28 protein-coding genes and 2 tRNA genes are annotated in these 23,914 nt (G+C 61.6%); 19 read left to right on the top strand and 11 right to left on the bottom strand.

Features of this window, described 5'->3' with window-relative positions:
• Positions 1-8 precede the first annotated feature (8 nt).
• Positions 9-275 carry a hypothetical protein gene (locus FAY22_RS19020; RefSeq protein WP_146332109.1) on the bottom strand — a complete coding sequence of 89 codons (267 nt, stop codon included), beginning with the start codon at positions 273-275 and terminating at the stop codon, positions 9-11.
• A 411-nt stretch (positions 276-686) separates the two neighbouring features.
• Between FAY22_RS19020 and FAY22_RS19025 the strand changes: the two genes are divergently transcribed.
• The 4 genes from FAY22_RS19025 to FAY22_RS19040 all read left to right on the top strand — a co-directional run bounded on the left by FAY22_RS19025 (position 687) and on the right by FAY22_RS19040 (position 2,894).
• Positions 687-1,691 carry a porin gene (locus FAY22_RS19025; RefSeq protein WP_168204883.1) on the top strand — a complete coding sequence of 335 codons (1,005 nt, stop codon included), beginning with the start codon at positions 687-689 and terminating at the stop codon, positions 1,689-1,691.
• A 149-nt stretch (positions 1,692-1,840) separates the two neighbouring features.
• Positions 1,841-2,050, top strand: a complete 210-nt coding sequence (locus tag FAY22_RS19030; RefSeq protein ID WP_146332113.1) for a SlyX family protein — start codon at positions 1,841-1,843, stop codon at positions 2,048-2,050.
• On the top strand, positions 2,028-2,363 hold the full coding sequence (locus FAY22_RS19035; RefSeq protein WP_246860570.1) for a DUF2288 domain-containing protein: 336 nt from the start codon (positions 2,028-2,030) through the stop codon (positions 2,361-2,363). The genes FAY22_RS19030 and FAY22_RS19035 overlap by 23 nt, the downstream gene beginning before the upstream one ends.
• 111 nt (positions 2,364-2,474) lie before the next feature.
• On the top strand, positions 2,475-2,894 hold the full coding sequence (locus tag FAY22_RS19040; RefSeq protein WP_146332115.1) for a hypothetical protein: 420 nt from the start codon (positions 2,475-2,477) through the stop codon (positions 2,892-2,894).
• 15 nt (positions 2,895-2,909) lie between these two features.
• Here the strand turns inward: FAY22_RS19040 and FAY22_RS19045 are convergent, their stop codons facing one another.
• Together FAY22_RS19045 and FAY22_RS19050 are read right to left on the bottom strand one after the other, a co-directional pair.
• Positions 2,910-3,815 carry an NAD(P)/FAD-dependent oxidoreductase gene (locus FAY22_RS19045; protein ID WP_146332117.1) on the bottom strand — a complete coding sequence of 302 codons (906 nt, stop codon included), beginning with the start codon at positions 3,813-3,815 and terminating at the stop codon, positions 2,910-2,912.
• A 45-nt stretch (positions 3,816-3,860) separates the two neighbouring features.
• Positions 3,861-4,298 carry a hypothetical protein gene (locus FAY22_RS19050; protein ID WP_146332119.1) on the bottom strand — a complete coding sequence of 146 codons (438 nt, stop codon included), beginning with the start codon at positions 4,296-4,298 and terminating at the stop codon, positions 3,861-3,863.
• A gap of 348 nt (positions 4,299-4,646) precedes the next feature.
• On the opposite strand from FAY22_RS19050, the gene FAY22_RS19055 reads away from it, so the two are divergent.
• From FAY22_RS19055 to FAY22_RS19065, 3 genes are all read left to right on the top strand, one after another.
• Positions 4,647-5,021, top strand: a complete 375-nt coding sequence (locus tag FAY22_RS19055) for a hypothetical protein (RefSeq protein WP_146332121.1) — start codon at positions 4,647-4,649, stop codon at positions 5,019-5,021.
• A gap of 87 nt (positions 5,022-5,108) precedes the next feature.
• Entirely contained in the window at positions 5,109-6,221 is a 1,113-nt protein-coding gene (gene dinB / locus FAY22_RS19060) for a DNA polymerase IV (protein WP_146332123.1), read from the top strand.
• Between the two features lie 116 nt (positions 6,222-6,337).
• A complete protein-coding gene (locus FAY22_RS19065; RefSeq protein WP_146332125.1) occupies positions 6,338-7,249 on the top strand; it encodes a recombination-associated protein RdgC in 912 nt (303 codons plus the stop codon).
• 107 nt (positions 7,250-7,356) lie between these two features.
• On the opposite strand, the gene FAY22_RS19070 is transcribed toward FAY22_RS19065, so the two are convergent.
• A tRNA-Asp gene (locus FAY22_RS19070) sits at positions 7,357-7,433 on the bottom strand.
• Positions 7,434-7,561: 128 nt separating this feature from the next.
• Here FAY22_RS19070 and pip point away from each other — a divergent pair.
• A complete protein-coding gene (pip, locus tag FAY22_RS19075; protein ID WP_146332127.1) occupies positions 7,562-8,533 on the top strand; it encodes a prolyl aminopeptidase in 972 nt (323 codons plus the stop codon).
• 4 nt (positions 8,534-8,537) lie between these two features.
• Here pip and FAY22_RS19080 read toward each other — a convergent pair whose 3' ends face one another.
• The gene (locus FAY22_RS19080) at positions 8,538-9,044 is read right to left on the bottom strand and encodes an SRPBCC family protein (RefSeq protein WP_168204884.1); all 507 of its coding nucleotides are present in this window, start codon (positions 9,042-9,044) and stop codon (positions 8,538-8,540) included.
• Between the two features lie 284 nt (positions 9,045-9,328).
• Between FAY22_RS19080 and FAY22_RS19085 the strand changes: the two genes are divergently transcribed.
• Positions 9,329-9,808 carry an energy transducer TonB gene (locus FAY22_RS19085; RefSeq protein ID WP_146332131.1) on the top strand — a complete coding sequence of 160 codons (480 nt, stop codon included), beginning with the start codon at positions 9,329-9,331 and terminating at the stop codon, positions 9,806-9,808.
• An 82-nt stretch (positions 9,809-9,890) separates the two neighbouring features.
• On the opposite strand, the gene FAY22_RS19090 is transcribed toward FAY22_RS19085, so the two are convergent.
• On the bottom strand, positions 9,891-11,030 hold the full coding sequence (locus FAY22_RS19090; protein ID WP_146332132.1) for an ABC transporter substrate-binding protein: 1,140 nt from the start codon (positions 11,028-11,030) through the stop codon (positions 9,891-9,893).
• Positions 11,031-11,360: 330 nt separating this feature from the next.
• Positions 11,361-12,065 carry a hypothetical protein gene (locus tag FAY22_RS19095; RefSeq protein WP_168204885.1) on the bottom strand — a complete coding sequence of 235 codons (705 nt, stop codon included), beginning with the start codon at positions 12,063-12,065 and terminating at the stop codon, positions 11,361-11,363.
• Positions 12,066-12,208: 143 nt separating this feature from the next.
• On the opposite strand from FAY22_RS19095, the gene FAY22_RS19100 reads away from it, so the two are divergent.
• The 7 genes from FAY22_RS19100 to FAY22_RS19130 all read left to right on the top strand — a co-directional run bounded on the left by FAY22_RS19100 (position 12,209) and on the right by FAY22_RS19130 (position 18,104).
• Positions 12,209-12,754: a hypothetical protein gene (locus FAY22_RS19100; RefSeq protein WP_246860571.1), complete on the top strand. Its 546-nt coding sequence runs from the start codon at positions 12,209-12,211 to the stop codon at positions 12,752-12,754.
• A 198-nt stretch (positions 12,755-12,952) separates the two neighbouring features.
• Positions 12,953-14,740 (top strand): ATP-binding protein, encoded by a 1,788-nt coding sequence (locus FAY22_RS19105; RefSeq protein WP_146332136.1) that lies wholly within the window; start codon positions 12,953-12,955, stop codon positions 14,738-14,740.
• Positions 14,741-14,964: 224 nt separating this feature from the next.
• Positions 14,965-15,267, top strand: a complete 303-nt coding sequence (locus FAY22_RS19110) for a YqjD family protein (protein WP_146332138.1) — start codon at positions 14,965-14,967, stop codon at positions 15,265-15,267.
• A gap of 9 nt (positions 15,268-15,276) precedes the next feature.
• Positions 15,277-15,678 carry a phage holin family protein gene (locus FAY22_RS19115; protein ID WP_146332140.1) on the top strand — a complete coding sequence of 134 codons (402 nt, stop codon included), beginning with the start codon at positions 15,277-15,279 and terminating at the stop codon, positions 15,676-15,678.
• Positions 15,679-15,695: 17 nt separating this feature from the next.
• Positions 15,696-16,061 carry a hypothetical protein gene (locus FAY22_RS19120; RefSeq protein ID WP_146332143.1) on the top strand — a complete coding sequence of 122 codons (366 nt, stop codon included), beginning with the start codon at positions 15,696-15,698 and terminating at the stop codon, positions 16,059-16,061.
• Between the two features lie 93 nt (positions 16,062-16,154).
• Positions 16,155-16,919 carry an OmpA family protein gene (locus FAY22_RS19125; protein WP_146332145.1) on the top strand — a complete coding sequence of 255 codons (765 nt, stop codon included), beginning with the start codon at positions 16,155-16,157 and terminating at the stop codon, positions 16,917-16,919.
• Positions 16,920-17,093: 174 nt separating this feature from the next.
• Positions 17,094-18,104 carry a catalase family peroxidase gene (locus FAY22_RS19130; protein ID WP_146332147.1) on the top strand — a complete coding sequence of 337 codons (1,011 nt, stop codon included), beginning with the start codon at positions 17,094-17,096 and terminating at the stop codon, positions 18,102-18,104.
• A gap of 117 nt (positions 18,105-18,221) precedes the next feature.
• Here the strand turns inward: FAY22_RS19130 and FAY22_RS19135 are convergent, their stop codons facing one another.
• Positions 18,222-19,016 carry a cytochrome c5 family protein gene (locus FAY22_RS19135; protein ID WP_146332150.1) on the bottom strand — a complete coding sequence of 265 codons (795 nt, stop codon included), beginning with the start codon at positions 19,014-19,016 and terminating at the stop codon, positions 18,222-18,224.
• 192 nt (positions 19,017-19,208) lie between these two features.
• Between FAY22_RS19135 and FAY22_RS19140 the strand changes: the two genes are divergently transcribed.
• From FAY22_RS19140 to FAY22_RS19150, 3 genes are all read left to right on the top strand, one after another.
• Positions 19,209-19,284: transfer RNA gene (locus FAY22_RS19140), tRNA-Arg, on the top strand.
• 99 nt (positions 19,285-19,383) lie between these two features.
• Positions 19,384-20,838 carry a DUF6538 domain-containing protein gene (locus FAY22_RS19145; RefSeq protein WP_371417313.1) on the top strand — a complete coding sequence of 485 codons (1,455 nt, stop codon included), beginning with the start codon at positions 19,384-19,386 and terminating at the stop codon, positions 20,836-20,838.
• Positions 20,839-20,875: 37 nt separating this feature from the next.
• Complete coding sequence (locus tag FAY22_RS19150; protein ID WP_146332154.1) at positions 20,876-21,487, top strand: hypothetical protein; 612 nt, start codon at positions 20,876-20,878, stop codon at positions 21,485-21,487.
• 73 nt (positions 21,488-21,560) lie between these two features.
• Here the strand turns inward: FAY22_RS19150 and FAY22_RS19155 are convergent, their stop codons facing one another.
• From FAY22_RS19155 to FAY22_RS19165, 3 genes are all read right to left on the bottom strand, one after another.
• Positions 21,561-22,082: an HNH endonuclease signature motif containing protein gene (locus FAY22_RS19155; RefSeq protein WP_168204886.1), complete on the bottom strand. Its 522-nt coding sequence runs from the start codon at positions 22,080-22,082 to the stop codon at positions 21,561-21,563.
• 310 nt (positions 22,083-22,392) lie between these two features.
• Positions 22,393-23,181 (bottom strand): hypothetical protein, encoded by a 789-nt coding sequence (locus FAY22_RS19160; RefSeq protein WP_146332158.1) that lies wholly within the window; start codon positions 23,179-23,181, stop codon positions 22,393-22,395.
• A gap of 83 nt (positions 23,182-23,264) precedes the next feature.
• Positions 23,265-23,717 (bottom strand): BRO family protein, encoded by a 453-nt coding sequence (locus FAY22_RS19165; protein WP_146332160.1) that lies wholly within the window; start codon positions 23,715-23,717, stop codon positions 23,265-23,267.
• Positions 23,718-23,914 lie beyond the last annotated feature (197 nt).

Below are 23,914 nucleotides of genomic sequence, written 5' to 3' on the forward strand. Positions count from 1 at the left end.
ATCGCCCGCTATTTCGCGCCTTTCGCATTCCCCAGCTGCTTTTCGAACGCGGCATCGAGCTTGCTGACCCTGACCTTCTTCTGCGGACCGGTCTTGTTCGCGAATTCCACGAATTCCTCCAGCGTCAGGTCGCCGCTGATCTTTTCCGGCGCGCCGCCGGGCGCCGCGCGCAACAGGTAAAAGAACCCGCTGGCGGTCATCCCCAGCGAATAGCGGTACTCGGTGTCGCGCGTGTTGAGCCGGGTGACGGCGGCGCTGGCTTTGGTGGATCTCATCGGTGGGCCTCGTGTCCGATATGCATGATGTTGACGGCGGCGTGTGCATTTCGTTCATCGCCCCATCCTTGGCCGCCGTGTCATCGTGATGTCATTTGCTCAAGGCAATATGCCGGCAGTCACAATTATCCCAAGGGTGGCTTTTTCGCCCGTCGCCGCAAGGCGCACGGGCTTTTTCTCATGGCATGGCGCAACGTTGTCGTGCCATTACAACACATTGACGACCATTTCCCAAGGTCATCAGATTGTCATGTTCGCTAGGTAAAGTCCTCCTCGATTTGTTTTCCTTATTGGAAAGTAAATACGCGAAAGACACTTGATGTCGAGTGTGCGCAAGTGGCGGCCGGCTTCCGCGAAAAATCCGGCCGGCGCCTGCTCCTTCCTGGTTTAACTCACATGGAACTTCAAACAATGAAAAAATCGCTCGTCTCCCTCGCCGTGCTGGCTGCCTTCGCAGGCGCCGCTTCCGCACAGACCAACATTACCGTCTATGGCGTGGCCGACGCCGCCATCAGCTACAAGGATAACGGTAAAGCAACTGATTCCAAGACCTGGGCCGTCGACAGCGGTCAGCTGTCGGGCAGTCGCCTGGGCTTCAAGGGCAGCGAAGACCTCGGCGGTGGCTTGTCCGCCATCTTCACGCTGGAAAACGGCTTCACCATCGATGACGGCCAGCAAGCCCAAGGCCGCCTGTTCGGCCGCCAAGCCTTCGTCGGCTTGCAGGGCGGATTCGGCGCCGTCAAGCTCGGTCGCCAGTACAACCCGATCCGTGTCGCGGTCGAAGGCATCGACCCGTTCCGCCTTGCCATGGGCAGCTGGGCCAAGAATGTGTTCAGCCTGTATGACGAACGCGCCGACAACACCATCAACTACACCAGCGCCAACTTCGGCGGCTTTACTGGCCAACTGGCCTACAGCTTCGGCGAGAACGCCACCGGCACCTCCATCGGCCGTCAGCTGGGCTTGTCCGGTACTTACGCCAACGGCCCGCTCACCGCGGTCCTGGCTTACCACAACCAGAACCTGACGGCTGGCACCGCTCCTGCCCAGACGGACGCAGGCTCGGCCAAGACCACCCTGTTGGGCGGCACCTACAACTTCGGCCCTGCGACCCTGCACGCCGGCTACGCCTGGGACAAGGGCAATCCGGCCACCGGCGCCGACAACCTCGACAACCGCGACTGGATGCTGGGCGCATCCGCTCCGGTCGGCGGCGCCGGCACCGTGCTGGCGTCCTACATGAAGCGCGACGACCGCCTGGCGACCAACCAGGACGTCAAGCAGTGGGCGCTGGGCTACACGCACGCGCTGTCCAAGCGCACCACGCTGTACACCCTGTTCAACCACATCGACCGCGAAAACGTCACGCCGTCCACCACCAAGCAGTTCAGCGTCGGCATGCGCCACACGTTCTGAGCGCGCCCGGCTTCGGGCCGGAAAACGTTTGACAAACGGGGCTCGTGCGCGAGCCCCGTTGTCGTTCGGCGCCCTCCGGTTGACATTGCCCGGCGCCTGGTCCATGCTCTCGTGCCTTGCCATCCCCCATCTGACGAGGAGCAGCGAACGTGACCACCGACGAGCGTCTGATCGACATCGAAATCAAGCTGGCGCGCCAGGACGACCTGGTCGAGACCCTGAACCAGACGGTCTACCGGCAGCAAAAGAAGATCGACGAGCTCGAAGCGCTGTGCACGGCGCTGGCGCGGCACGTGAAGGATTTGCGCGAAGCGGCCAGCGAACGCGGCCCCGCGCATGAACGACCACCGCATTATTGATGCCATGAGCGATACCGACCAAGACTTACTGCGCGCCAAAATCAATGGCGAAACCGCACGCTTCCAGTGGAAGGAGCTGCAGCGCTTCTTCGCGGCGGGCACCGTGATCGCGGTGGGCACCGGGCTGGACCTGGTGGAAGTGGCGATGTCCATCGCCAACGACGACAAGGACGCCGTGGCGCGCTGGATGGGCGAGGGGCGCCTTGGCAAGGTCAGCGACGAACAGGCCGGCGCCTGGCTCGACGCCGACATGGCGTTGTGGACGGTGGTGGTCAAGCCGTGGATTCTGGTGCAGCAGGACAAGGCGCACTAACCAGTGCCGTGCCCGCCGGCGGCACGGTAGAATGACGGTTCGTGCCCGGCACGACATGGCTTCGCCTTCACCTTCACCGTCATTCCTCCGTATCGCTTCCGCAGTATTTTCATGTCCAGCAAAGTTGCACGCGACAACAACCTGATTGTCTATTCCCTGCTTTTCGTCTCGTTCGTGCTGGTCGCCGGCTATGCCGGCGCCTGGTGGTACCGCCAGCACATGGAGCGCCTGCGCGGCCAGGTCGCGTATTCACCGCCGCTGGAAGTCGCCGTCAGCAACGACGATTACAGCATGGCCGCGACCCTGTCGCTCAAGACCAGCGCGGCCGACAGCGACTGGGCGCAGCAAACCAGGCGCGTGCTCGAAGAACTCGCTCGCGAGCGCCTGAACGATGCCGATCCTAAGCGGCTGCTGGCGCCCAACGGCCTGAAGGCGTGGCAGGAGGCGCTGCGCAACGAGAGCAATGCCCGGCTTCACACCGACAAGGTGCAGGAAGTGCTGGTCACCGACTTCGTGTTCTCTGCCTTGTAAAAACGTCAGAGCTTTTCAGCCGCGCAGCCGGTTGTGCACCGCCGTGGCGGCGATCGCCGCCTGTCCCATCGCGACCGTGATCTGGTTGAGCCCGGCGACGACGTCGCCGGCGGCGTACAGCCCATCCACCGAGGTCTGCTGGTGATCGTCGACCAGCAGTTCGCCGTTGTCGGTGCAGCGCGCGCCGAGCGTCTGCGCCAGTCCCGAGTTGACCAGCGTGCCCAGCGCCGCATACACCATGTCGAAGTGTTCGAGCCGGCCGTTGTCGAGCCATACCGTCATTGCGCCGCGCTCGTCGAACGTCAGGCGCGTCACCGCGTGCGGTACCGAGCGCACCGAGGAGCGCGCCAGCCGCACGCGTTCCTCGTCGCTCATGCGCAGTTCGCCGCGCAGGGCGAACAGGCTCACGTCGCGTGTGAAGTGGTTCAGGAACAGCGCTTCGGCCAGCCCGCTCGTGTCGCGCCCGAGCACCGCGACTTTCTTGTCGATCGCTTCGTAGCCGTCGCAGATCGGGCAGTAGCGCACGCAGCCCTGGGCCACGGCGCGCCTGACGTCCGGCAGGCCGGGCTCGACATCCTGCACGCCGGTGGCCAGCACGACCGTGCGCGCGTGCCATCGGCTGCGCTCGCTTGCCACCGCAAAGCAGCCATCGTCGCGCCGCTCGATGCGCTCGGCCACGCCGGTGACGACGTTGGTGCCATAGTGCGCGGCCTGCGCGCGCAGCCGCTGCAGGATGTCGCCGCCGTGAATGCCGCCGGCAAAGCCCGGATAGTTGTGTGACGTCGGAATCGTCAGCAGGCGGCTGGCGCCGGAGTCGATGACGATCACGCGGCGCCGAAAGCGCGCCAGGTAAATGGCGCAGGTCAGGCCGGCGGCGCCGGCGCCGACGACGATGCAGTCCAGTGGCGCGGGCTGTGCCAAGAGTTATCCTTCCTTTGCGCCGGTCTTAATCCCGCCTGACGCACCTTAACGCCGCTGCTGCGGCTGCCCGGAGCGGCGTGGCTGGCGCGGCGTTCCCTGCGGATGCTCGGAACGTTCCACGTCGGGTTCCTCGTCCGGGCCGGCGGTCTCGATATGGTCGGTGTCGATGTCGTTTCCCATCTCGATGTCGGAGTCGCGTCCGGCCGTGGCCCGTTCGCCGGTGCCGCGCGAATCGGTATCGCTGTCGAGGTCGGCGTCGCCGATGTCCGGGCCGGCGCTCATGTCGCGGCGGCCGCTGTCCGGGTCTTCATACGTGCCCTTGTCCAGGCCGATGTCGGCCTCGTCCGGCCAGCGCAGGCCGCCCTGGACGTCGCTGCCGGTGTCGGAAGTGTCGCTCGGGCCGAGCGCGCCGGTGCCGTGCCCCTTGCCGAGCTGACGGTCGCGTTCGGGGCTGTGGTCGGGGTCCAAAGTGCTGGTTGCCATGATGTGCTCCTGGGTTTGCCGGCATCCTGCGTGCGGGATGCCGCCGCGTTCTCCGGCATATCGAAGCAATATGCATGCCCCTGCCTTGGTGCTGGATGCGTTGCCGACATGACAGGATACGTCGCACCAGCGTCCGGAGTGGCGGCGCGGCAACTGTGTAAAGGGGTGTAACGGCGCGGCGGCCATGCCGCAAGCGAGGGGGCGGATGACTGAAAGGATTTGTTACTTGTTTGTCAGTTTCGCTTGCAATTCCGGACGGCGGTGCCGGAACCATGCGATTGTCGGCTTTGTCATTTTGATACGTGCCGGCGTGCCGCGCCGGATTTTCCCTTTTTTACAGGAGAACGTATGACGAAACTGCAAAAACTCTTGCTGGGCTGCACCATTGCCGCCCTCACCAATCTCGCTTACGCACAATCGACCGGCTCGTCCGCCGCCGAGCAGCCAGCAACCGGCGCCGCCGCCTCCGGTGCTGCGACCGGTTCGACCACCGGCAGCACCGATCCCTTTGTCCAGCGGCGCGAAGCAAACAAGCAGGCCAAGGACGAGTACAAGATGAAGACGAAGGCCGCCAAGGAAGAGTACAAGGCAGCCAAGAAAGCGGCCAAGGACGATTACAAGGCCGCGAAGAAGGATTCGCAAGCCGAACTGAAGGCGTCCGGCGCGACGTCGGCCGCCACCCAGCGCATGGACGGCAAGGAAATGGAAAGCTCGGGCAAGTAAGCCGCCGGGCAGTAGTCTCCGACATGGTCAGCGCCATCGCTCCAGCGGTGGCGCTGTTTTTTTATGGCGCGGCGCCAAGCGGCTACAATGAACAGCCTCGTTGTTCATGCCTGCGCCCCCGTGACGTCCTCCCTGCGAAAGATCATCCACTGCGACTGCGACTGCTTTTACGCGGCGGTGGAGATGCGCGACGATCCGTCCTTGCGCGGCAAGCCGCTGGCCGTCGGCGGCCGGCCCGAGCAGCGCGGCGTGGTGGCTACCTGCAATTACGAGGCGCGCCGTTTCGGCGTGCGCTCCGCCATGGCCATGTCGCAGGCGCTGGCGCGCTGTCCCGACCTGATCGTGCTGCCGCCGGCAATGGACAAGTACCGCGCCGCGTCGCGCCAGATCCTGGCGATCTACCGCGACTACACCGAGCTGGTCGAGCCGCTGTCGCTCGATGAAGCCTATCTGGACGTGACCGGCGCGCCGCACTTCAAGGGCAGCGCCACCCTCATCGCGCAGGACATCCGCGCGCGCATCGCCGCCACCGTCGGCATCACCGCCTCCGCCGGCATCGCGCCCAACAAGTTCCTGGCCAAGATCGCCAGCGACTGGAACAAGCCCAACGGCCAGTTCGTGATCCGACCGCAGGACGTCGACGCCTTCGTGGCCGAGCTGCCGGTCGATAAGCTGTTCGGCGTCGGCCGCGTCACCGCCGCCAAGCTCAACAAGCTCGGCGCTTACACCTGCGCCGACCTGCGCGGCTGGTCGATGCTCGAACTGCAGCACCATTTCGGCAAGTTCGGCGCCAGCCTGTACGGCCTGTGCCGCGGCATCGACCGGCGCGAAGTCGATCCCAGCAGCGAACGCAAGTCGGTCAGCGTGGAAGAAACCTATGTCACCGATCTGCCCGACCTCGACGCCTGCCGGCGCGAGCTGGCGGCGCTGATCGAGATGCTGGTCAAGCGCGTGCGGCGCGTCGATGCCGAGCGCCATATCCATAAACTGTTCGTGAAGATCCGCTTCGACAATTTCCGCCGCACGACGGCCGAGTGCGTGAGCGCCGGCATCGACGCCGAGCAGTGCGGCACGCTGCTGGACACGGCGTGGCAGCGCGGCCGGCGGCCGGTGCGCCTGCTGGGCGTGGGAGTGCGCCTGGAGGAGGAAGACGATACGCTGCAGCTGGGCTTGTTCGCCACGCAGGCATCCGAACCCTGAGCGGTGGCCTTCCCGGCGCGCCTGCCGCACATGGACGGATAGGCGTTTCTGCAACATATTCCGCGCGCTGGTAAGCGCGCACAGCCTGTAGAATGAGTGCTTTTTGCGCGCCCGCCATGTGGTTCAAGAACCTTCAGATTTACCGCCTCACCGCCCCCTGGACATTGTCTGCCGAACAACTGGAAGCCAGCCTCGCGCCGCAAGCGTACGTGCCGGGTTCGAGCCTGGAAATGCAGACCCAGGGCTGGACCTCGCCGCGCGACAACGGGATGCTGGTGCATACCGTCAACCGCCAGCTGCTGCTGCAGCTGTGCACCGAAAAGAAGCTCCTGCCCTCGACCGTGGTCAACCAGGTCACCAAGGCGCGCGCCGCCGAGCTGGAAGAGCAGCAGGGCTTCAAGCCGGGCAAGAAACAGATGAAGGAATTGAAGGAGCAGGTCACCGATGAGCTGCTGCCGCGCGCCTTTTCCATCCAGCGCAGCACGCGCGTGTGGATCGACCCGGTCAACGGCTGGCTGGTGATCGACGCGGCTTCCAGCGCGCGCGCCGACGAAGTGTTCAAGCTCTTGCTCAAGTCGCTGGAAAGCCTGCCGTTCGCCGCGCTGCGCACTGAGCGCTCGCCGCTGTCGGCCATGACCGACTGGCTGGCCGCCGACGAGGCGCCCGGCGGCTTCACAGTCGACCAGGACACCGAACTGCGCGCCACAGGCGAGGGCAAGGCGACCGTGCGCTACGTGCGCCATACGCTCGAAGCCGACGACGTGCGCCGGCATATCGCCGCCGGCAAGCAGTGCACGCGGCTGGCGCTGACCTGGAGCGATCGCGTGTCCTTCGTGCTGACCGAGTCGCTCGCGGTCAAGCGCGTCGCGCCGCTGGACGTGTTGAAGGAAAATGCCGACTCCTCGATGCAGAACGAGGACGAACGCTTCGACACCGATTTCGCGCTGATGACCGGCGAACTGGCCAAGCTGATGGCCGACCTGGTGCAGGCATTGGGCGGGGAAGAGCAGCAGAAGAAGGCGGCGTAATCGCGCCTGCTCCGTGGCCGGGATGGCTTGCGAGCCATCCCGTGGAACGCCGAGCGGGGAAGTGAAGGCGAAAAAAAAGACGAGCCCGAAAGCTCGTCTTTTTATTTTGGCGGAGTGGACGGGACTCGAACCCGCGACCCCCGGCGTGACAGGCCGGTATTCTAACCGACTGAACTACCACTCCTGAAAACTGCTCATGCCCGTTGCCGGACACGCGACGTTTGTCACCACGTCTGAAGGGGCCGAAGTGTACAGGAGTTTCCGCGTTTTGGCTAGTACAATGCAAAAAGTCCACCCATATGCAGGTCCGCCATGATCGAATCCGCCGCCGAAGCCGCCATGTTCCCGCCCATCGAGCCCTACCGCAGCGGCTTCCTGGCGGTCGACGACATCCACACGCTGTACTGGGAAGAGTGCGGCAACCCCGACGGCGTGCCGGTGCTGTTTTTGCACGGCGGGCCGGGCGGCGGGCTGTCTCCGCGCCAGCGCCGCTTCTTCGATCCGGCGCACTACCGCATCGTGCTGTTCGACCAGCGCGGCGCCGGCCAGTCGACGCCGCTGGGCGAATACCACAATAACACCACGCAATTGCTGATCGCCGACATCGAGCGCCTGCGCGTCATGCTCGGCATCGAACAATGGCTGGTGTTCGGCGGCTCCTGGGGCTCGACCCTGGCGCTGGCCTACGGGCAGGCCCATCCGCAATGCTGCCTGGGCTTCGTGTTGCGCGGCATTTTCCTGTGCACGCGCGCGGAAATCGACTGGTTCCTGAACGGCATCCGCTGGTTTTTCCCGGACGTGCATGCGCAATTCGCCGCGCCGATCCCGCCCGACGAACGGCGCGATCTGCTGCAGGCGTACGCGCAGCGCCTGTTTTCCGAAGACCCGGCGGTGTACATGCCGGCCGCGCGCAGCTGGAGCCGCTACGAGGGCAGCTGCCTGTTCCTGCGGCCGGACCCGGACGCGATCGACGATTTCAGCTCCGACGCGGTAGCCCTGGGCATCGGACGGCTGGAGGCGCATTACTTCCTGCATGACGGTTTCCTGGCCGACGACCAGCTGATCCGCAACGTCGGCCGCATCCGGCACTTGCCCGCCGTGATCGTGCAGGGGCGCTACGACGTGGTGTGTCCGCCGCTGTCGGCCATGCGGCTGCATGAGGCATGGCCGGAAGCGAAGTTCCACATGGTGGCCGACGCCGGCCACTCCGGCTACGAGCCCGGCATCGCCGCGGCGCTGGTGGCGGCGACCGAGCAGTTCAAGCAGCGCCAGCGTTTCGACTGACGGCTCAGCGCTGGCGGCCGCGCGCTTCGATTTCCGATATCACCGCCGCCACCATTCGGTGCACCTGCGCCTGCGCCAGCGGCTGGGCAATCAGCGGCGGCAAGTAAAACTTCGGCGCCAGCTCGCCGGAGTAGGTGATCAGCGTGCCGCTCTCACCCTGGCGCGTGGTTTCCGCCAGCGCCCAGTGCGCGCGGTAATACCGCAGGTCGCCCGATACCAGCGTGACATCGATCGCAGAAAACGGTCGCTCGTCCACATGCACCACCATATGCACCGTATGCGACACGAACAGAAAGCCGGCGCGGCTCACCTGCTCGATGGTTGCTTCATGCGGGCCGCGCGAGAGCACCTTGGAACGCAGCAGGTCCGGCACGAACGTTGGCAGATGCTCGTAGTCGGTCAGCACTTGCCATGCCTGCTGCGGCGGCACATGGACAAAGCCGCGCGCGTCCAGCTGGAAGGAGGGGGAACCGTGATCACTCATCGGGACGGTCGCCTGAACGGTGGACAAGGGCATCGCCTGCGCAGGAGTGCAATATTCAATTGCAAAAAAAGCAAGCAACACCATCCCAGCAGCATAGGAAAGGCCTCTCAAGTTGCAAGGAGCACGACGCATTTGTAACCACGGGTAAGATTGCTACCCGCTTCGTTCCAAGCTACATTAAGTTGAAGTAGAAAATATTTCGCCTGAGAAACTGGTGCAGGCAGCGCGATCCGCTTTTTCATTATGCGCGCAGCATGGCCAATCGGCCCGCAAGAGGCAGGGCGGTTTCAATCCTTCTGGAGGAGACCCTCATGAAAACCAGAATCGCACTCTGTCTCGCCGCAGCAGCGCTGGCGGGGTGCGCCACGCAAGGTGACGTCGGCGGCGACAAGACCTCCGCCAAGGCGGGCCGGGGCGAAAAGAGCGCGGCGCGCGCCTCCGGTGCCATTACGCTGGAAGGCTACAAGCGCGACGTGGCGCAGCGTATTTCGCAAAACAATTCAGCCAAGGTGTATAGCGGCCGGCCGCAGGCCTTGCTGCGCTCGGTGGTCGTGCTCAGGTACGTCGTCGACGGGCGCGGCAATCTGGTCAAGAGCGAGATCGTGCGCTCCAACCACGATCGCGAAACCGAGGCGGCCGCGCTGGCAAGCCTGCGCAACAGCGCGCCGTTTCCGCAGCCGGCGACACACCTGCTGCGTCAGGGGAAGCTGGAGATTTCGGAAACCTGGCTGTTCAATAACGACGGCCGCTTCCAGCTGCGCACCATCGCCGAGCCGCAGATGGATGGCTGAACGCCGGTCCCACCGCAGGAAATCTCCGCCGCAAATAAAAATGCCATGCACTGCAGCGGCAGCGCATGGCAGTGGGGCGCGCCTAGCGCAGGAAGCGCCCGTCTTTCGAGATCACCGTCAGTTCGATATAGCGGTGGCCGAGGTGGTTGTTCTTGCTGTAGTTGATGGTGAAGCCGTCGTAATCCATCTTGCCCATCGATTCCAGCGATTCGATCAGGCGCTCGCGCGACAGGTTGCGGCCGGCATGGCGCAGGCCGTCGACCATCACCTTGGCCGTGATGAAGCCGCCCATCGAGGCGAACGACCAGTTCTTGATGTCCAGCTTCTTCATCACCTGCTGGTATTCCTGCACGATGCGGCTGGTGGCCGAGAACGGGAAGGGCGATACCTGCGACACCACCACGCCCACGCCATCCTTGCCGAGCGCCTTGATCGCCGACTGCGACGCCATCACCGACAGCGCGAAGTACTGCATGCCGACGGCGCGCTGGTTGTAGGTCTTGATGAAGTCGAACGAGGCCTTGCCGGCGGTGACCATCACGATCGCCTGCGGCGCCACCTTCATCAGCGCGTCGACCGCCTTGGAAGCGTCCGAGCCGGTGTTATCGATGCTTGCCGTGCCCGCCAGCTTCATGTTGTGGGCGGCCATGATCTGCTCCAGCGCGATCAAGCCTTCCTTGCCGAAGGCGTTGTCCTGGTACACCACGCCGATCTGCGTGATGCCGCGTACCGTCAGGTGCTCGACGATCTTTGCCAGCTCGTCGGCGTAGCTCGGGCCGACATGGAACACCAGCCGGTTGAACGGCTGGCGTACCAGGTTGGTGCCGGTCAGCGGGCCGAAGTTGGGAATGCCGACCTGCTGGATGAGCGGCATGATCGCCACGTTGGCCGGAGCGCCGAGCACGCCGAACAGCGACAGCACCTGGTCTTTCTCGACCAGCTGCTTGACGTTCATCACCGCCTTTTGCGGGTTGTAGCCGTCGTCCAGCGTAATCAGCTTGATCTTGCGGCCATGTACGCCGCCTTGCATGTTCACGTAGTCGAAGTACGCCTTGGCGCCGGCGGTCGCCTCCAGCCCCAGTTCAGCCAGCGGCCCGGTCAGCGCCGTGGTCTGCCCCAGCAGGATTTCATCGTTGGTCACGCCTTGGGCTGCTGCCGGCAGGCTGAAAGCGGCGGCAGCAGCCGCCAGCACCATGGTGCGAAATAAGCGGGAAATGGTCATGTTGTCTCTCCGGGGCTGGTTTTTTCTTATACAAACAAGCACGACCGTGCTCTAGATGGTTTGAATTGTCAATAGGAAAAAGTTTCTAAACGACATTGTGCGGCGCGACATCGATTTGGGCGGCAGAAGCATTGACCGGCTTGCCATTCCTCATTGCTGCCGCGTGTAAAAGCTGCCGGCGTCGGTTACACATTTTTACATTGTCAAAAAATCTTTTCTTTTCAGTCGCTTGTCAAAGCTTCAATCGGCTCCCCGGCGGGGCGCCGCCGTTTTGTCTGAACGTGCATGCAGGCGCTGCATCCAAGCTGCTGCATTGATGATGCTGTTTAATTAACTTAAGGAGCAATTCATGAGGTCAAAAACTATTCGATCGCTATCCTTCGTTCTGGTCGCATCGGTGTCTTCGGTCGTGTTGGCGCAAACCTCGTCCGGCACAAGTTCCTCCACCGACAGCAGCATGTCCAGCAGCCAAAACAAGAATGACGCCGGCATGTCGGGCAGCACGGGCGCCTCCGGGATGTCCGGCAGCTCCGGCAGTTCCGGCACCATGGGCAGCGGCGCTTCCGGCGCTTCGTCGTCCTCGCCGAGCAGCACTGCGCCGTCGTCCAGCAGCGACTCCTCCGGCAGCTCCGGCACCATGGGCAGTGGCGCTTCCGGCGCCTCGTCGTCCTCGCCGAGCAGCACCTCGCCGTCGTCCGGCAGCTCCGGCTCCATGGGCAGCGGCGCGTCCGGTTCGTCCAGCACCACCAGCCCCGGCATGACCAGCGGTAGCGGTTCGCGTAGCGATACCTCCGGCGCCAGCAGCACCGACCAGCCAGCGGCTGCCGGCGCGGCCGGCAGCACCGATACTGCCGGCAGCACCGACCAAACCCCGAAAAAGAAGAAGGTCAAGAAGCACAAGAAAGCCAAGAAGGCCAAGAAGTCGTCGTCTGCCCCGGCGGCTTCCGACAGCTCCGGTTCGTCCACCAGCGGCAGCGGCGCCAGCTCGTCCGGCACCTCTGGCACGAACTCGAGTGATACCGGCAAGTAATCCATTTTGGTGCGCTTGCGAAAAAGCGGCTTGCGGGCCGCTTTTTTTCATAGGCATGTTGTGTGGCGCGTGACGGCAGCATGCACGCGGTTTGTCGGCGCGGGACGAATCTGTTTTAATGGGAGTATCCACTTGGCATCGCTCAATCATGAATTCCCATCCCCGTATGCTGGCCGCCGCAGCCTATTCGCGTCCCTCCAAACTGTATCGCTATTCCCAGCGCCAATGGCTGGAGCGTTCGCTGCTGCTGGGCGAGTTCCGCTTGTGCCCGGCCGGCGATGCGCCGCACGCTCAGGGCTCGCGCGAGCAGATCCTGCCCTTCGGTGCACGCCGCCATGCCCCGCAAGCCAATTACCTGACGCTGAGCCTGGCCAACGCCTGGGATGAAAGCCTGTTCGCTACCTTCGCCGGCGCCGATTGCTGCCTGGTCGTGCATCAGGCCGAGGAATTCGGCGAGCGTATCCACCGGGCGGTGCAGCGCGCATTGCCGAGCTGGGCCGGAATTGACGCTGCCGTGTCGTACGGAGTGCCGAGCCCGCTGGGCGCGGCCTTTTCTAAAAGCAAGCAGCAGGCGGCGGAAAAGGAATGGCTGTTTGCCTGGCGTCCCATGCAGCCGGAACTGCTGGCGCATCCGCTGGTAATCCGCATCGGCAGCATCGAAGGGATTGCCGAATTGCGCAGCAGGGCGGCTTGAGCGGCGCTGGCCGTCTCCGCGTTCTGCGCGGCTGCGAGCGAGGCGTTCGCGCTGATCTGCAATAGCTTTTGCGGCAGGCTGTTACTACACTGGCAATAGCGACGACCGGCCGACCAGTTGGAACATGCGGCTGCCGGCGGCCGGCGTCATCGATTGCGCCAACCTGTGCCCGCGCGGGCGATCCATCTATCGACTGCAATGCAACTGAAGCTGCGTGCCTCCATCGTGCTGGCAGTCATCGTCGGTTTGCTGATCCCGGCCTCGGTCATGAGCGTGCTCACGCTGCGCCAGCTCGAAAGCGTGCTCACCCAGCGCCTGGCCGCCGATCACCAGCGCCTGGTCAATGTCCTGGCGCTGGGCATGCAGGAACCGCTATGGAACCTGAACTACGATTCCGGCCGCCCGCTGTTTGACTCGCTGTCGAGCGATGAGCGGGTGTCGGCCTTGCGGGTGCGCGACAAGAAGTTCGGGAGTTTCCTGGAGCGAGAGTTTCCGGAGCGGCAGCACGGACGCCAGTTCAGCTTGACGCGCGACGTCATATACAACGGCAATATGATCGGCTACGTGACGGTCGAGATGGACAGCAGCCAGCTCGACGAGGAAGTCGCGCGCAACCGCGCCATTTTCGCGGTGACGGTGCTGGGCCAGTTGCTGTTGTCGCTGATATTGATCATGTTCCTGTTGCAAGCGCGGCTACTGGCGCCGATTCGCCGCCTGATGCTGGAGTCGCAGCGTCTGGCGCGGCGCGAATTGTCCGAAGCCTTCGTCTGGCACGGCAACGATGAATTGGGGCAGCTTGGCAACAGCCTCGAAAGCACGCGTCAGGCCTTGCAGTCGCTGTTCGACGAAATCGAAAGCAAGAACCGCGAGTTGCAGCGCGACATAGAGCGACGCGCCGCCACCGAACAGGAATTGCAGCGTCATCGCAGCCACCTGGAAGAACTGGTCAAGGAACGTACCGCCGAACTGACTGTGGCCAAGGAGCGCGCCGAAGTCGCCAACCAGGCCAAGAGCGCTTTCTTGGCCAGCATGAGCCATGAATTGCGTACCCCGCTCAACGCCGTGCTGGGCTACGCGCAATTGCTCAAGCGCGATGAAAACCTGACGAAGCGCCAGATCGCTAGCTTGAACACAATTCAGCAAAGCGGTGAACACTTGCTGACCCTGATTACTGACCTGCTCGACCTGGCCAAGATCGAGGCCGGCAAGTTCGAACTGTATGAAAGCGTGGTCGACCTGCCCATGTTCCTGCAAGGGATCGTCGATATCATCCGCGTGAAGGCGGAACAGAAGGGGCTGTCCTTTGTGTGCAACGGCGCCGAGCGCGTTCCGCAAAACGTCATCCTCGACGAAAAGCGCCTGCGTCAGGTATTGCTCAACCTGCTCGGCAATGCCGTCAAGTTCACTGACCATGGCCAGATCAGTCTGCGCGTGGACGGTACGCCGCTGGACATTGGCCGGGTGCGGCTGCGCTTCGAAGTCGGCGACACCGGCGTCGGCATCCGGCGCGAACAGTTCGATGCCATTTTTGAACCGTTTGAACAGGTGGGCGAGGTGCCGCGCCGCTTCGCCGGCACCGGACTCGGCCTGTCGATCAGCCGGCAACTGGTGCGCATGATGCACAGCGACATTCAGCTTAGCAGCGAGCCGGACAGCGGCAGCATCTTCAGCTTCGAGCTGGTGGCGGCATTGGTCGAAGCGCAGCCCGCCGGACGCGAAGCGCGCGAGATACCCATTGCTGCCGGGCTGATCAGGCGCGACGAGGCACGCCTGATCAGCCCGCCGCAGCCGGAAATGCGCCACCTGCACCAGCTTGCGCTGGCCGGCAACATGCGCGAGATCCGGCATTACGCCAAGCATCTGGCCGGGCTCGACGAGCGCTACCGGCCGTTCGCCGACAAGCTGCAGGATCTGGCTCACGACTATCAATCCAAGGCGATTCTGACGCTGGTCGAACAGTATCTGGACCTGGACCAGGCATCCTGAAGATGCGGCCTTGGCCAAGCCACCATTGCCGGCAGCGCATGACATGAGTCAAGAAACATTCGCAGGCGCGCGGCACGCCAGGCATGCTTGACGACGAAGCCTTTACATTCAGTAAATTACCTGAGATAAAGAGAGCATGCTCTGGCCGGTCCGGTATGGGCCAGCCAGGGCCATTCCACCAATTTGCGCGCCTGCCGGCGCCGCCTTTTAAGAGGAGTATCGCCATGCTGAATTCGAACGTCAAAACCGCCAGAAACGACATGAAAACCCTGATGAAGGATGCGCAGGAACTGTTCCTTGAAGCCGCCGCCACCACCGGGGCGCAAGCCGACGAGCTGCGCAACAAGGGCTTGATGATGCTCGACGCCGCAATGGAAAGGGCGCACGAAATCCAGGCCGTGGCGCTGGAAAAAGGCAAGCAAGCCGCACAGACCACGGATGAATTCGTGCATGAGCATCCATGGAAAGCCATTGCCGTGTCGGCCGGCCTCGGCGTGCTGGTGGGCTTGCTGATTTCACGAAAGTAATTGCTGCGCATGGATAGTCAATCCTCCGGCCCGGGACCGACCGGCGCCGCCCAGCCTGGCTTGGTCGCCGGCCTGGGCGGAGTGGCGAAAAACTTGTTCGGCTTGCTGGTGAGCCGCATCGAACTGGCGGCATGCGAGCTGGGCGAGGCGCGCGACAACCTGGTGCGCCTGCTGCTGGTCGGCGCGCTGGGCGTAGTGGCATTGTGGCTGGGTGCGGCTTGCTGGACCGCGCTGGTCGTAGTGCTGGCTTGGGATGCGCTGGGCTGGAAGATCCTGCTCCTGGTGGCAATCTTTTATACCGTGCTGGCGCTGGTCGTCCTGCGGCGCGCGCAAGCCATGCTGGCGCGTGACCCGCTGTCGTTGCCGGCCACGCTGGCCGAACTGCGCGGCGACCGCGACGCGCTGCTGTGAAGGCGCGAGGAACCGACGTGAAGCCAGCCGATCGCAAAAAACAGCTCATCGCCGAAGGCCGTCTCTATCGCGCCGAAGTGATGATCGCCAAGGAAACGGTGCGCGTCAGCCTGCAGCCGGAAACATTGGCCAGAAATGCGCTCGCGCGCGCCGGCCTCATCGCCGTCTCACTGTTGCAGAAACGAAGCGGCCTTGCCGTTTCCGGACTGAACCTGCCGGTCCTGCTGCCGTTGGCGCTGCGCGGCGTTTCTGCCCTAGCCAAGAAAAAATCCCTCCTCAAGGCGACCCTTGTTGCCGGCACCGTGGCCGGCGTCGTGGCGTTCCTGATGAAAATGAAACAAACGCCGATGAACCAAGGGCAAGAAGACGATCCGGGCAGCTGACGCCGGCACCAACTTTATCGATTTGTAACTTGCCGAACTTGCATCTTCCTCGTGGGTCCAATCCTCACATTTTCACATCACGAGGGAATGCATATGCGCAATCGACTCTGCGCAGCGTCCTGCGCTTTCAAGCCAGGTTTAACGGCTCTGGCGGCGGTGCTGGCGCTCGGCGCCTGCGCCAACATGAATGAAGTTCAGCGTGGCACCGCCACCGGCGCGGGCATCGGCGCAGGCGTGGGGGCGGTACTGGGTGCCGCCACCGGCGACGGCGGCGGACGCAGGACAGCCACGGGAGCTGCCATTGGCGGCGCGGCCGGCGCCGTCATCGGCAATATCTGGTCGGCCCGCATGGAGCAGCAAAAGCGCGCCATGCAGCAGGCAACCCAGGGCACCGGCGTGCAAGTGACGCAGACGGCAGACAACCGCCTCAAGCTTGATATTCCGACCGATATCTCGTTCGACACCAACCGCTCCGACATAAAGCCGAACTTCCGGCCCGTCCTGGACAAGTTCGCCTCGACCCTGGTTGAAAATCCGTACTCCAAGATCACCATCATCGGGCATACCGACAACACCGGCAGCGACGCCATCAACGATCCCTTGTCGGTCAACCGTGCCGCCCGCACCCGGGATTACCTGGCCGCGCGCGGCGTGGCGTCCAACCGGTTCACCGTCGAGGGGCGCGGCTCGCACGAGCCCCTCGTGCCGAACGACAGCAATGCCGATCGCGCGAAGAACCGCCGTGTAGAAATCTTCGTCGCCGAGCCGCAGGCAACCGCCCAAGCGCCACAATCGTCCGGCACCGGAGCCACGCAGGGGACTGGCGCGGGCGGAGGCTATCTGCTGCCGCCGCGATAAGCCGTGCAGCATCGGTTTTGCGCCGATGGCTACCGGGTGAAACGCGATTCAGGTACGGAGCATCCAATGAGCTGAAGGGCCTTCATGGCGCGCTCTTCAGCGAGCCGAAACGGCAGCGGAGCTGAGTACGGCGTGCATTTTCCGCAATCAGTTCGTCGTCGGAAGGAGAAACACATGCTCCAGCAACATGCGATCCAACTGCTTCTTGCGGGCATCGTCCTCCCGGCAGGCATACCGGCAGCGATTGCCTCTTCATCGGGACCGCCGGTGAATGCCGACGAAGTGGTCGGGGCGCTGGAAAAGGCATCCGGAGTAACGCCAGGGGAGCGTCGCAATCACATCAAGGGTGTATGCGCTGTCGGGCAGTTCATCGGCAACCAGGAGGTCGGGAAGTATTCGCGCTCTCCCTTGTTTTCGGGGAAGACCATTCCCGTTATCGCTCGCTTCTCGGTTGCCGGAGGCAATCCCAAGGTTCCCGATACGACGAAGAATCCGCGCGGCATGGCCCTGGAGTTCAAGCTGCCCGATGGCCGCTTGCAGCACATGACCATGATAAACACCCCGATGTTCGGGGCTAGCGTGCCCCAGACGTTCCTGGACCAGGTCATTGCGTCAACACCGGACCCGGCCACAGGCAAGCCCGACCCCGAGAAAATGAAAGCCTTCAAGGCAAGCCATCCGGATAGCCGAGCCCAGGCGGAATACCTCGAAAAGCACAACCCGCCGCCCAGCTTCGCCGACAGCGCCTATTTCGGTATCCACACGTTCAAGTTCATCAACAAGGACAGCAAAACGACTCTCGTGCGCTGGCGCTTCGTCCCTCAGGAAGGCGAGAAGCGGTTGACCGACGCCCAGCTCAAATCGATGCCAGAAAATTTCCTGCAACAGGAGCTCATCGACCGCACGCGCAAGGGGCCGGTGCATTGGGACATGCTGGTGTGGATAGGCGAAGCGGGGGATCCCGAGAACGACCCGACGGTACTTTGGCCTGAAAACCGTAAGCAGGTGAAGGCTGGAACGCTGACCATCACATCGGCGATGTCGCAGAAGGGAGCGGCATGCGAGAAAGTCAATTTTGATCCGCTGGTCATGGCTGACGGGATTGCCCCGACTCAGGACCCCATCCTGCTTTTTCGCTCGCCAGCGTACGCCGTATCCTTTGGCAAGCGCATCCAGGGAAAATAAGGTGCCGATGACATGTCGCCCCAGCCTGATATTCGCGTCCGGGCCATCGGTTTGATGACATGGCGCATATAAAAAAAGCCGACCCGAAGGTCGGCTTTTTTGTTCGGTGCAGAGCGCTTATTTCGCTGCGGCAGCCATGTAATCGACGGCAGCCTTGACTTCGTCATCCGGCGCAGTCGAACCACCCTTGGGCGGCATCATGCCGGCCTTGCCCTGGAAGCCCTTGATTGCGTGCTCGTACAAGGTCGCGGAACCCTGCTTGAGGCGCGGCGCCCAGGCAGCCTTGTCGCCGAATTTCGGTGCGCCAGCAACGCCGCCGCCGTGGCAGGCTACGCAAGTGCTGTCGTACAGCTTCTTGCCTGCGTCAGCCGCGGCCGGAGCAGCGGCGCCAGCGGCAGGTGCTGCCTTGACTTCCGGCTCCTTGAGCTTGCCGCCGGACTGATTGGCCATGTAGACCACGGCCCGAGCGACTTCGGCATCGGCCAGATCCGGATTGCCGCCCTTGGCCGGCATGGCGCGAATGCCCTTGACGGCATGTTCGATCAGCGTCGATTCGCCTTGCGCGATGCGGCCAGACCAGGCGCCTGCATCGCCGACCTTCGGCGCGCCTGCTGCACCGGTGGCGTGGCAGGCTGCGCATACCGCCTTGAAGACGGCTTCGCCGGATTGCAACTGCTTCGGTGCGCTCGCGTCTTTCAGCGTATAGCCTTCATCGGCTACCGGTTGCAGGCGGGCGGCAATCGCTTCCGGCGTCTGAGCGGCCGAGCCGGCACCGACCTTGTCGGCATTGGATACGTACTGGACCAGCAGGACGATGCAGATAATCGGCACCAAAAAGCCTGCCACTACGGCAGCGATGAGCTGCTTCGGCGTTTTGATCGCGGATTGGTGTTCGTTGTGTGCGTCGCTCATTATTCCCTCAGTGCAATTGTCGAAACCGTTGGGCAGGTGCAGGGACTGGCTTGGATGCTGCAGCGCAATACCTTGCAAAACCCTTGATTATAGTCGGAAAGACCCCGCTTTGGAACGAAAAATCAATGGTTTGCATGGACGTCTCGACAGAAAGACGGTATCCTTCATGCCTTCTTTTATGCATCCCTCTACGCGGCTGTAGCTCAGTGGATAGAGTATTGGCCTCCGAAGCCAAGGGTCGTGGGTTCGATCCCCGCCAGCCGCGCCATCCGTCCCAAAGTCCTTACAGGACGCGGAACCTAGAGCCAGCAAGGCTTTCAAGCGGGAAATGTACCCCGTGGGTGTTACACCTAACCTTAAAAGGCTTATGTGTACGCATCTCGCAAAACGTGGCTCCCGGTACTATTTCCGACGCAAAATCCCCCTAGATTTGCTCCCGCACTACAAAGGCAGAGAAGTCATGCGCTCGCTTGGAACATCCGACAGGCGGGAAGCGGAGCGGCTGGCTCGCATTGTCGGCGTTGAGCTTGATCGAGAGTTCGAGCGACTTCGGGCGAATCACGCACCAAAGAGCGACGGGTTGCCAGATGCTCAACCTTCTGCTCTGGCTACACCGGTAGTAAATGCGATCAGTGACTCTGGCTCAGAACCCAGGCTACTTTGCTCAGGCGTCCAGCGCCATCTTTCCCGGCAGGAAGGCTTCAGGAACGGATTGCAGGAGGTTCCAACGACCGAGGGAAGCACGGGTACTGCAGGAGCATGGGCAGCGCGGCAAGCTCAGAACGGCCAGCCAAAGGCGGCAGGGGCGCTTAAGGGGAAGACCAGCTTCGATGTACTGATTGATAAGTGGGCATTGGGAGTCCAGCCGGAGCAAAACACGATTAGCCGGACGCGGATGCATGCACGCCGATTCGAGGAAATGGCCGGCATTCATACCGTTGAGGAAGTGACGCGGCAGCACGCAATCCGGTTCATCGAGCAGTTGCAGCAGGCAGGGCAAACCCCGCAGAACATCAACATGCACTTGGCAAGCCTGATAAAGCTCCTGAACTATGCAGTGCGTCTTGACCTGATAAAGACGAACGAGGCATCCGGCTTGGCTGTCAAAGCCCCTAGTGGGGAGAAGGCGCGGAGGTCGTTTGATCTTCTGGCGCTTAAGAGCATCTTCAGCAGTCCCGTTTATACCGCAGGACATCGACCGAAGGGTGGCGGCGGGGATGCATCGTACTGGATTCCGCTCTTGGCGCTCTTTACAGGTGCCCGGTTGGAGGAGCTTTGCCAGTTGCACCCTCACGATGTAATGCAAGTGCCTTATCACGACGAAGGCAGCGAGAATTCTGCTTGGGTAATCCGGATTACCGATGACGGCGAGGGTCAGGGACTGAAGAATGCGGGGAGCCGTAGGCGGGTTCCGCTTCACCCGGAGCTTGAGCGATTGGGCTTTGTCGAGTACGTGCAGCAGGCAAAGGCCGAAGGGCGCAAGCGCATCTTCCATAAGCTAGTCCCCAGCATTGACGGCAAGGAGAGCGGGAACTTCAGCAAGTGGTTTGGCCGGTATCTGCGTGATGTTTGCAAGGTTGCAGACAAGCGTATGGTGTTCCACTCCTTCAGGCACTTGTTTAAGGAAGTCCTGCGCGAAGCAGAGATTCCGAAAGAGATTAACGACGCGTTGACCGGGCATGAATCTGGAGATGTCGGGGACAAGTACGGAGGAGATGCTTATCCGATTCGGCCTTTGGTAAATGCGATTAAGCGATACAGGATTCCTGGACTTATACTTCCTGCTTCGTGGAGGTTTTCAGAGGAACTCGTGGCGCACTAGAATTAGGCAGGCACTCGCTTAACGACAAAGGGCTGGCATGGGCATTATTGAGAAAAAAACCCCGCAGCATTGGAACTTTTTCCTCGCGTTAGAGGATGACTTAGTTCGATTGGCTAGGTACTTGGAGCCAACCACAGATAACTTCGATGCGTATTCTCTTGAACTTGCGCGAATCTTATCTACAGCCTCGTCAGAGGTTGACGTCGTTGCAAAGCAACTTTGTCAAAAGCTAAACCCCGATAGCGCCGCAGACCGTATTACTGCGTATATGAACGAGATCACTGCGGTCTTTCCTGAAATAGCCCAAGCGGAAGCAAGCATACCTAAATTCGGTTTAATGCTTAATCCATGGGAGCAATGGGGGCTGCAAAAAAGTCCGTTGTGGTGGAAGGCCTATAACAACGTAAAACATAAGCGGCATACCCATTTTCAAGAGGCTAACTTGAAACATGCGCTAAATGCCGTAGCAGCGTTGTTCATCCTGCTCTTGTTTTTCTACACGGAAGAAGGCGAGCGTGGCTTGCTAAGTCCAGACCCAATCTTGTTTCGAGCCGGTCAGCCTTTCACCGTCGACCATGCATTCTGGGAAAGAAATGTCACTATATATTCACGCAACGGCATGATTGTAGTTGCGAACCCAGTTACATGAACTGACCGTGGCGAACGGTAATTCAATAGCTAACCTCGGACGCGGTCTGGTGGGTACTAATGCTGCTGGCGCTCTATGCTGCTAGTAGTCCCATCTGGGAGTTTGTCATTGCATACTCACCGAAAGCCACAACAGCTGCTTTGTCGTACGCTACTGCTGCGGCTTCTGCGGTGCGATAGGAGCCAAGGAATCGCTGGGTGCCGTTGGTCTTGATCTTGGCCCGGAACTTCCCCTTATCAAGGAATACACCCTTGAAGCCAGTACTGTTATTGCGCTGCTTTCCTATATTCGCCCGGTTTTGCGCAGTAGTTGCAAGCCGAAGATTCTCGGGTCTGTTGTCTAACTTATCCCGATTGATGTGGTCCACATCCATACCGGGAGGGATGTGCTGGACATTAGCCAGCATCCAGATCAAGCGGTGCTCGAAGTACTGAGTCCCGTCGATACTGACGTATCGGTAATCTGCTTTGAAGTCCTCCCTGTCCTTCCGTCGTTGAATGGGATTCATGCGGATAAGGCGACCGTTCTCCCGGTCAAGGGTGAAGATTGATTCCAGTTCCTCGATTGAGAACGGGATTGGATTTGCTGCTGTCATGGTGCGGAGCTCCATAGGTAAGGCACAGGAGTGGTTCGCTTCTGTTGCTTGGTTGAGTTGGTAGTGCTTGCGGGGATGGCGCTGCTGGCGCTCAGCGCACGGGAGTGGTGCTAGGCTCGTGAGAGGGTTGCCCTATGCTCTATGAAAGAGGCAGTCCAAGCGCATGCTCGGGTACTCTTGCGAATCAGGGTTTGGCTCGGAATGCAGGGCCGATCGACGTCGGACGATTCAACACAGGTGTTTTTGTAAGTAAGGTAATAAATACCTTATAGATTCCTACCTCAAAATCGTCCGGCGTTGGACGGTCAGCTCATTTGGTTTCGAGTTTTCCGGCGCAAATCAAGGCAAGGATGTGATTGCCTATGGTGGATTTGCTCTTGCCTGTAATCTTGGCAATGCTGCTGTAAGCCTTCCCAGCGCGGTACAGTTCCACGGCATCGGCCTTCCATTGTTCGGAAGCGTCAATCCGGGCATTCGCTCGGGCTGCTTCTGCTTCAGCGGCGGATACTCGCGCTTTGAGTTCTGCTTGCTCAAGCTCGATACGCTCAAGGCGTCGAGCTAACTTGTGGCTGTTAGTCAAAGCACCAAGACAGCTAGAAACGCTGCCCGATGCCATCGCAGTGAGTGTAGAGTTATCTGCAACAGTTCTAATCCGTCTCATACCGGGGTGGTCCTCGTTATCTCGATAGGCTTGCTTCATGCACTTCTTACTGGTCTTGGCGACTAGCTTCGGAGCTTTATCCCCGGCTACAACTTGGGCTGATTCCCGCGCTGTTGGGTACGTTCCATCCTCGCATCCGTCCAAGAGCACACGAACTACGGCGGTATAGTCTCCTGGCCTCGGGCTGTACAACTCGCATCCCGCTACGCGGAGTTCCTGCATACGCTGCTTGGCCCGAATCTTGTCCTCGCGTTGCCATTGCATAACGAGGCTGCGGGCCTTAGCTGAGCCGTTGTAGCCTTCTATGGCTAGGCGATCCCGTACGGCCTCCCTGAAATGCGGGGAAACGCTGTCTATGCTGATTGCTCCCTCTTTGACTGCGGCGGCAAGGCTTCCAATCACGTTGAGGCGGGCTTGGTCTTGCTGGGTAAGGCTCATGTGTTGTTCCAGATAGGACAAGGCCCGCACTATGGCGGGCCTTGATAGTTGTTTTTGCTGCCCTGCTCGGGCTGCGGGTGCGGTCACTGCGTGCGCAAGGCGGCTTGTATTGGGTGCGGTACACCCTTTGCGAGTACAGCGAGGGTGGAGAGTCTCTGCTCCAGTTCTGCCACTCTCGCGGCTAGGCGCTGTACTGTATCCCGCTTGGCTTGCTCCTCTGTCGTGGCCGCTTCCCTATGCGCTGGGATTGCTTCATGCAATGCCCAGTCAAGCAAGGCATGTGCCTCGGGTTTCGTAGAGCGCATAAGCTTCTTGCGGAGCCCCTTTTCGGACAAAGCTTGCATTGGACGCTGAGCTAGTACCTCAGTCAAGCGCACTTCGTCATGGCGTAGAGACTTTACTGCCGTGGTGGTGTTCACGACACCTAGGCACTTGAAGACATCAGCGGCAATGAACCAAGGCCGACCATCGATGCTGACTACCCGCACAGGTGTGCTGTTGTAGTACAAGGTGCTGGCGCTGTTAATGGTAGACATGGTTATTCCTTCGGATTGCGTCGTGGGTTATTTGGTCCTCCGGAGTGAGGGGAGCGCGGCCAGCTGGGTGGCCGTTATGGAATCACTGCTTGGAAGGATTGGGATTCACACCTTTGGCTGATCCCGGCTGGGTACTGGACTGCTCAGTGTTACTTCAGGCTTGTCGATAGGAGGAATGCAGAGGGTTGCGCTTGCCG

This window comes from Noviherbaspirillum sp. UKPF54, from assembly GCF_007874125.1.
In the GTDB taxonomy this organism is placed as follows: Bacteria; Pseudomonadota; Gammaproteobacteria; order Burkholderiales; family Burkholderiaceae_D; genus Noviherbaspirillum.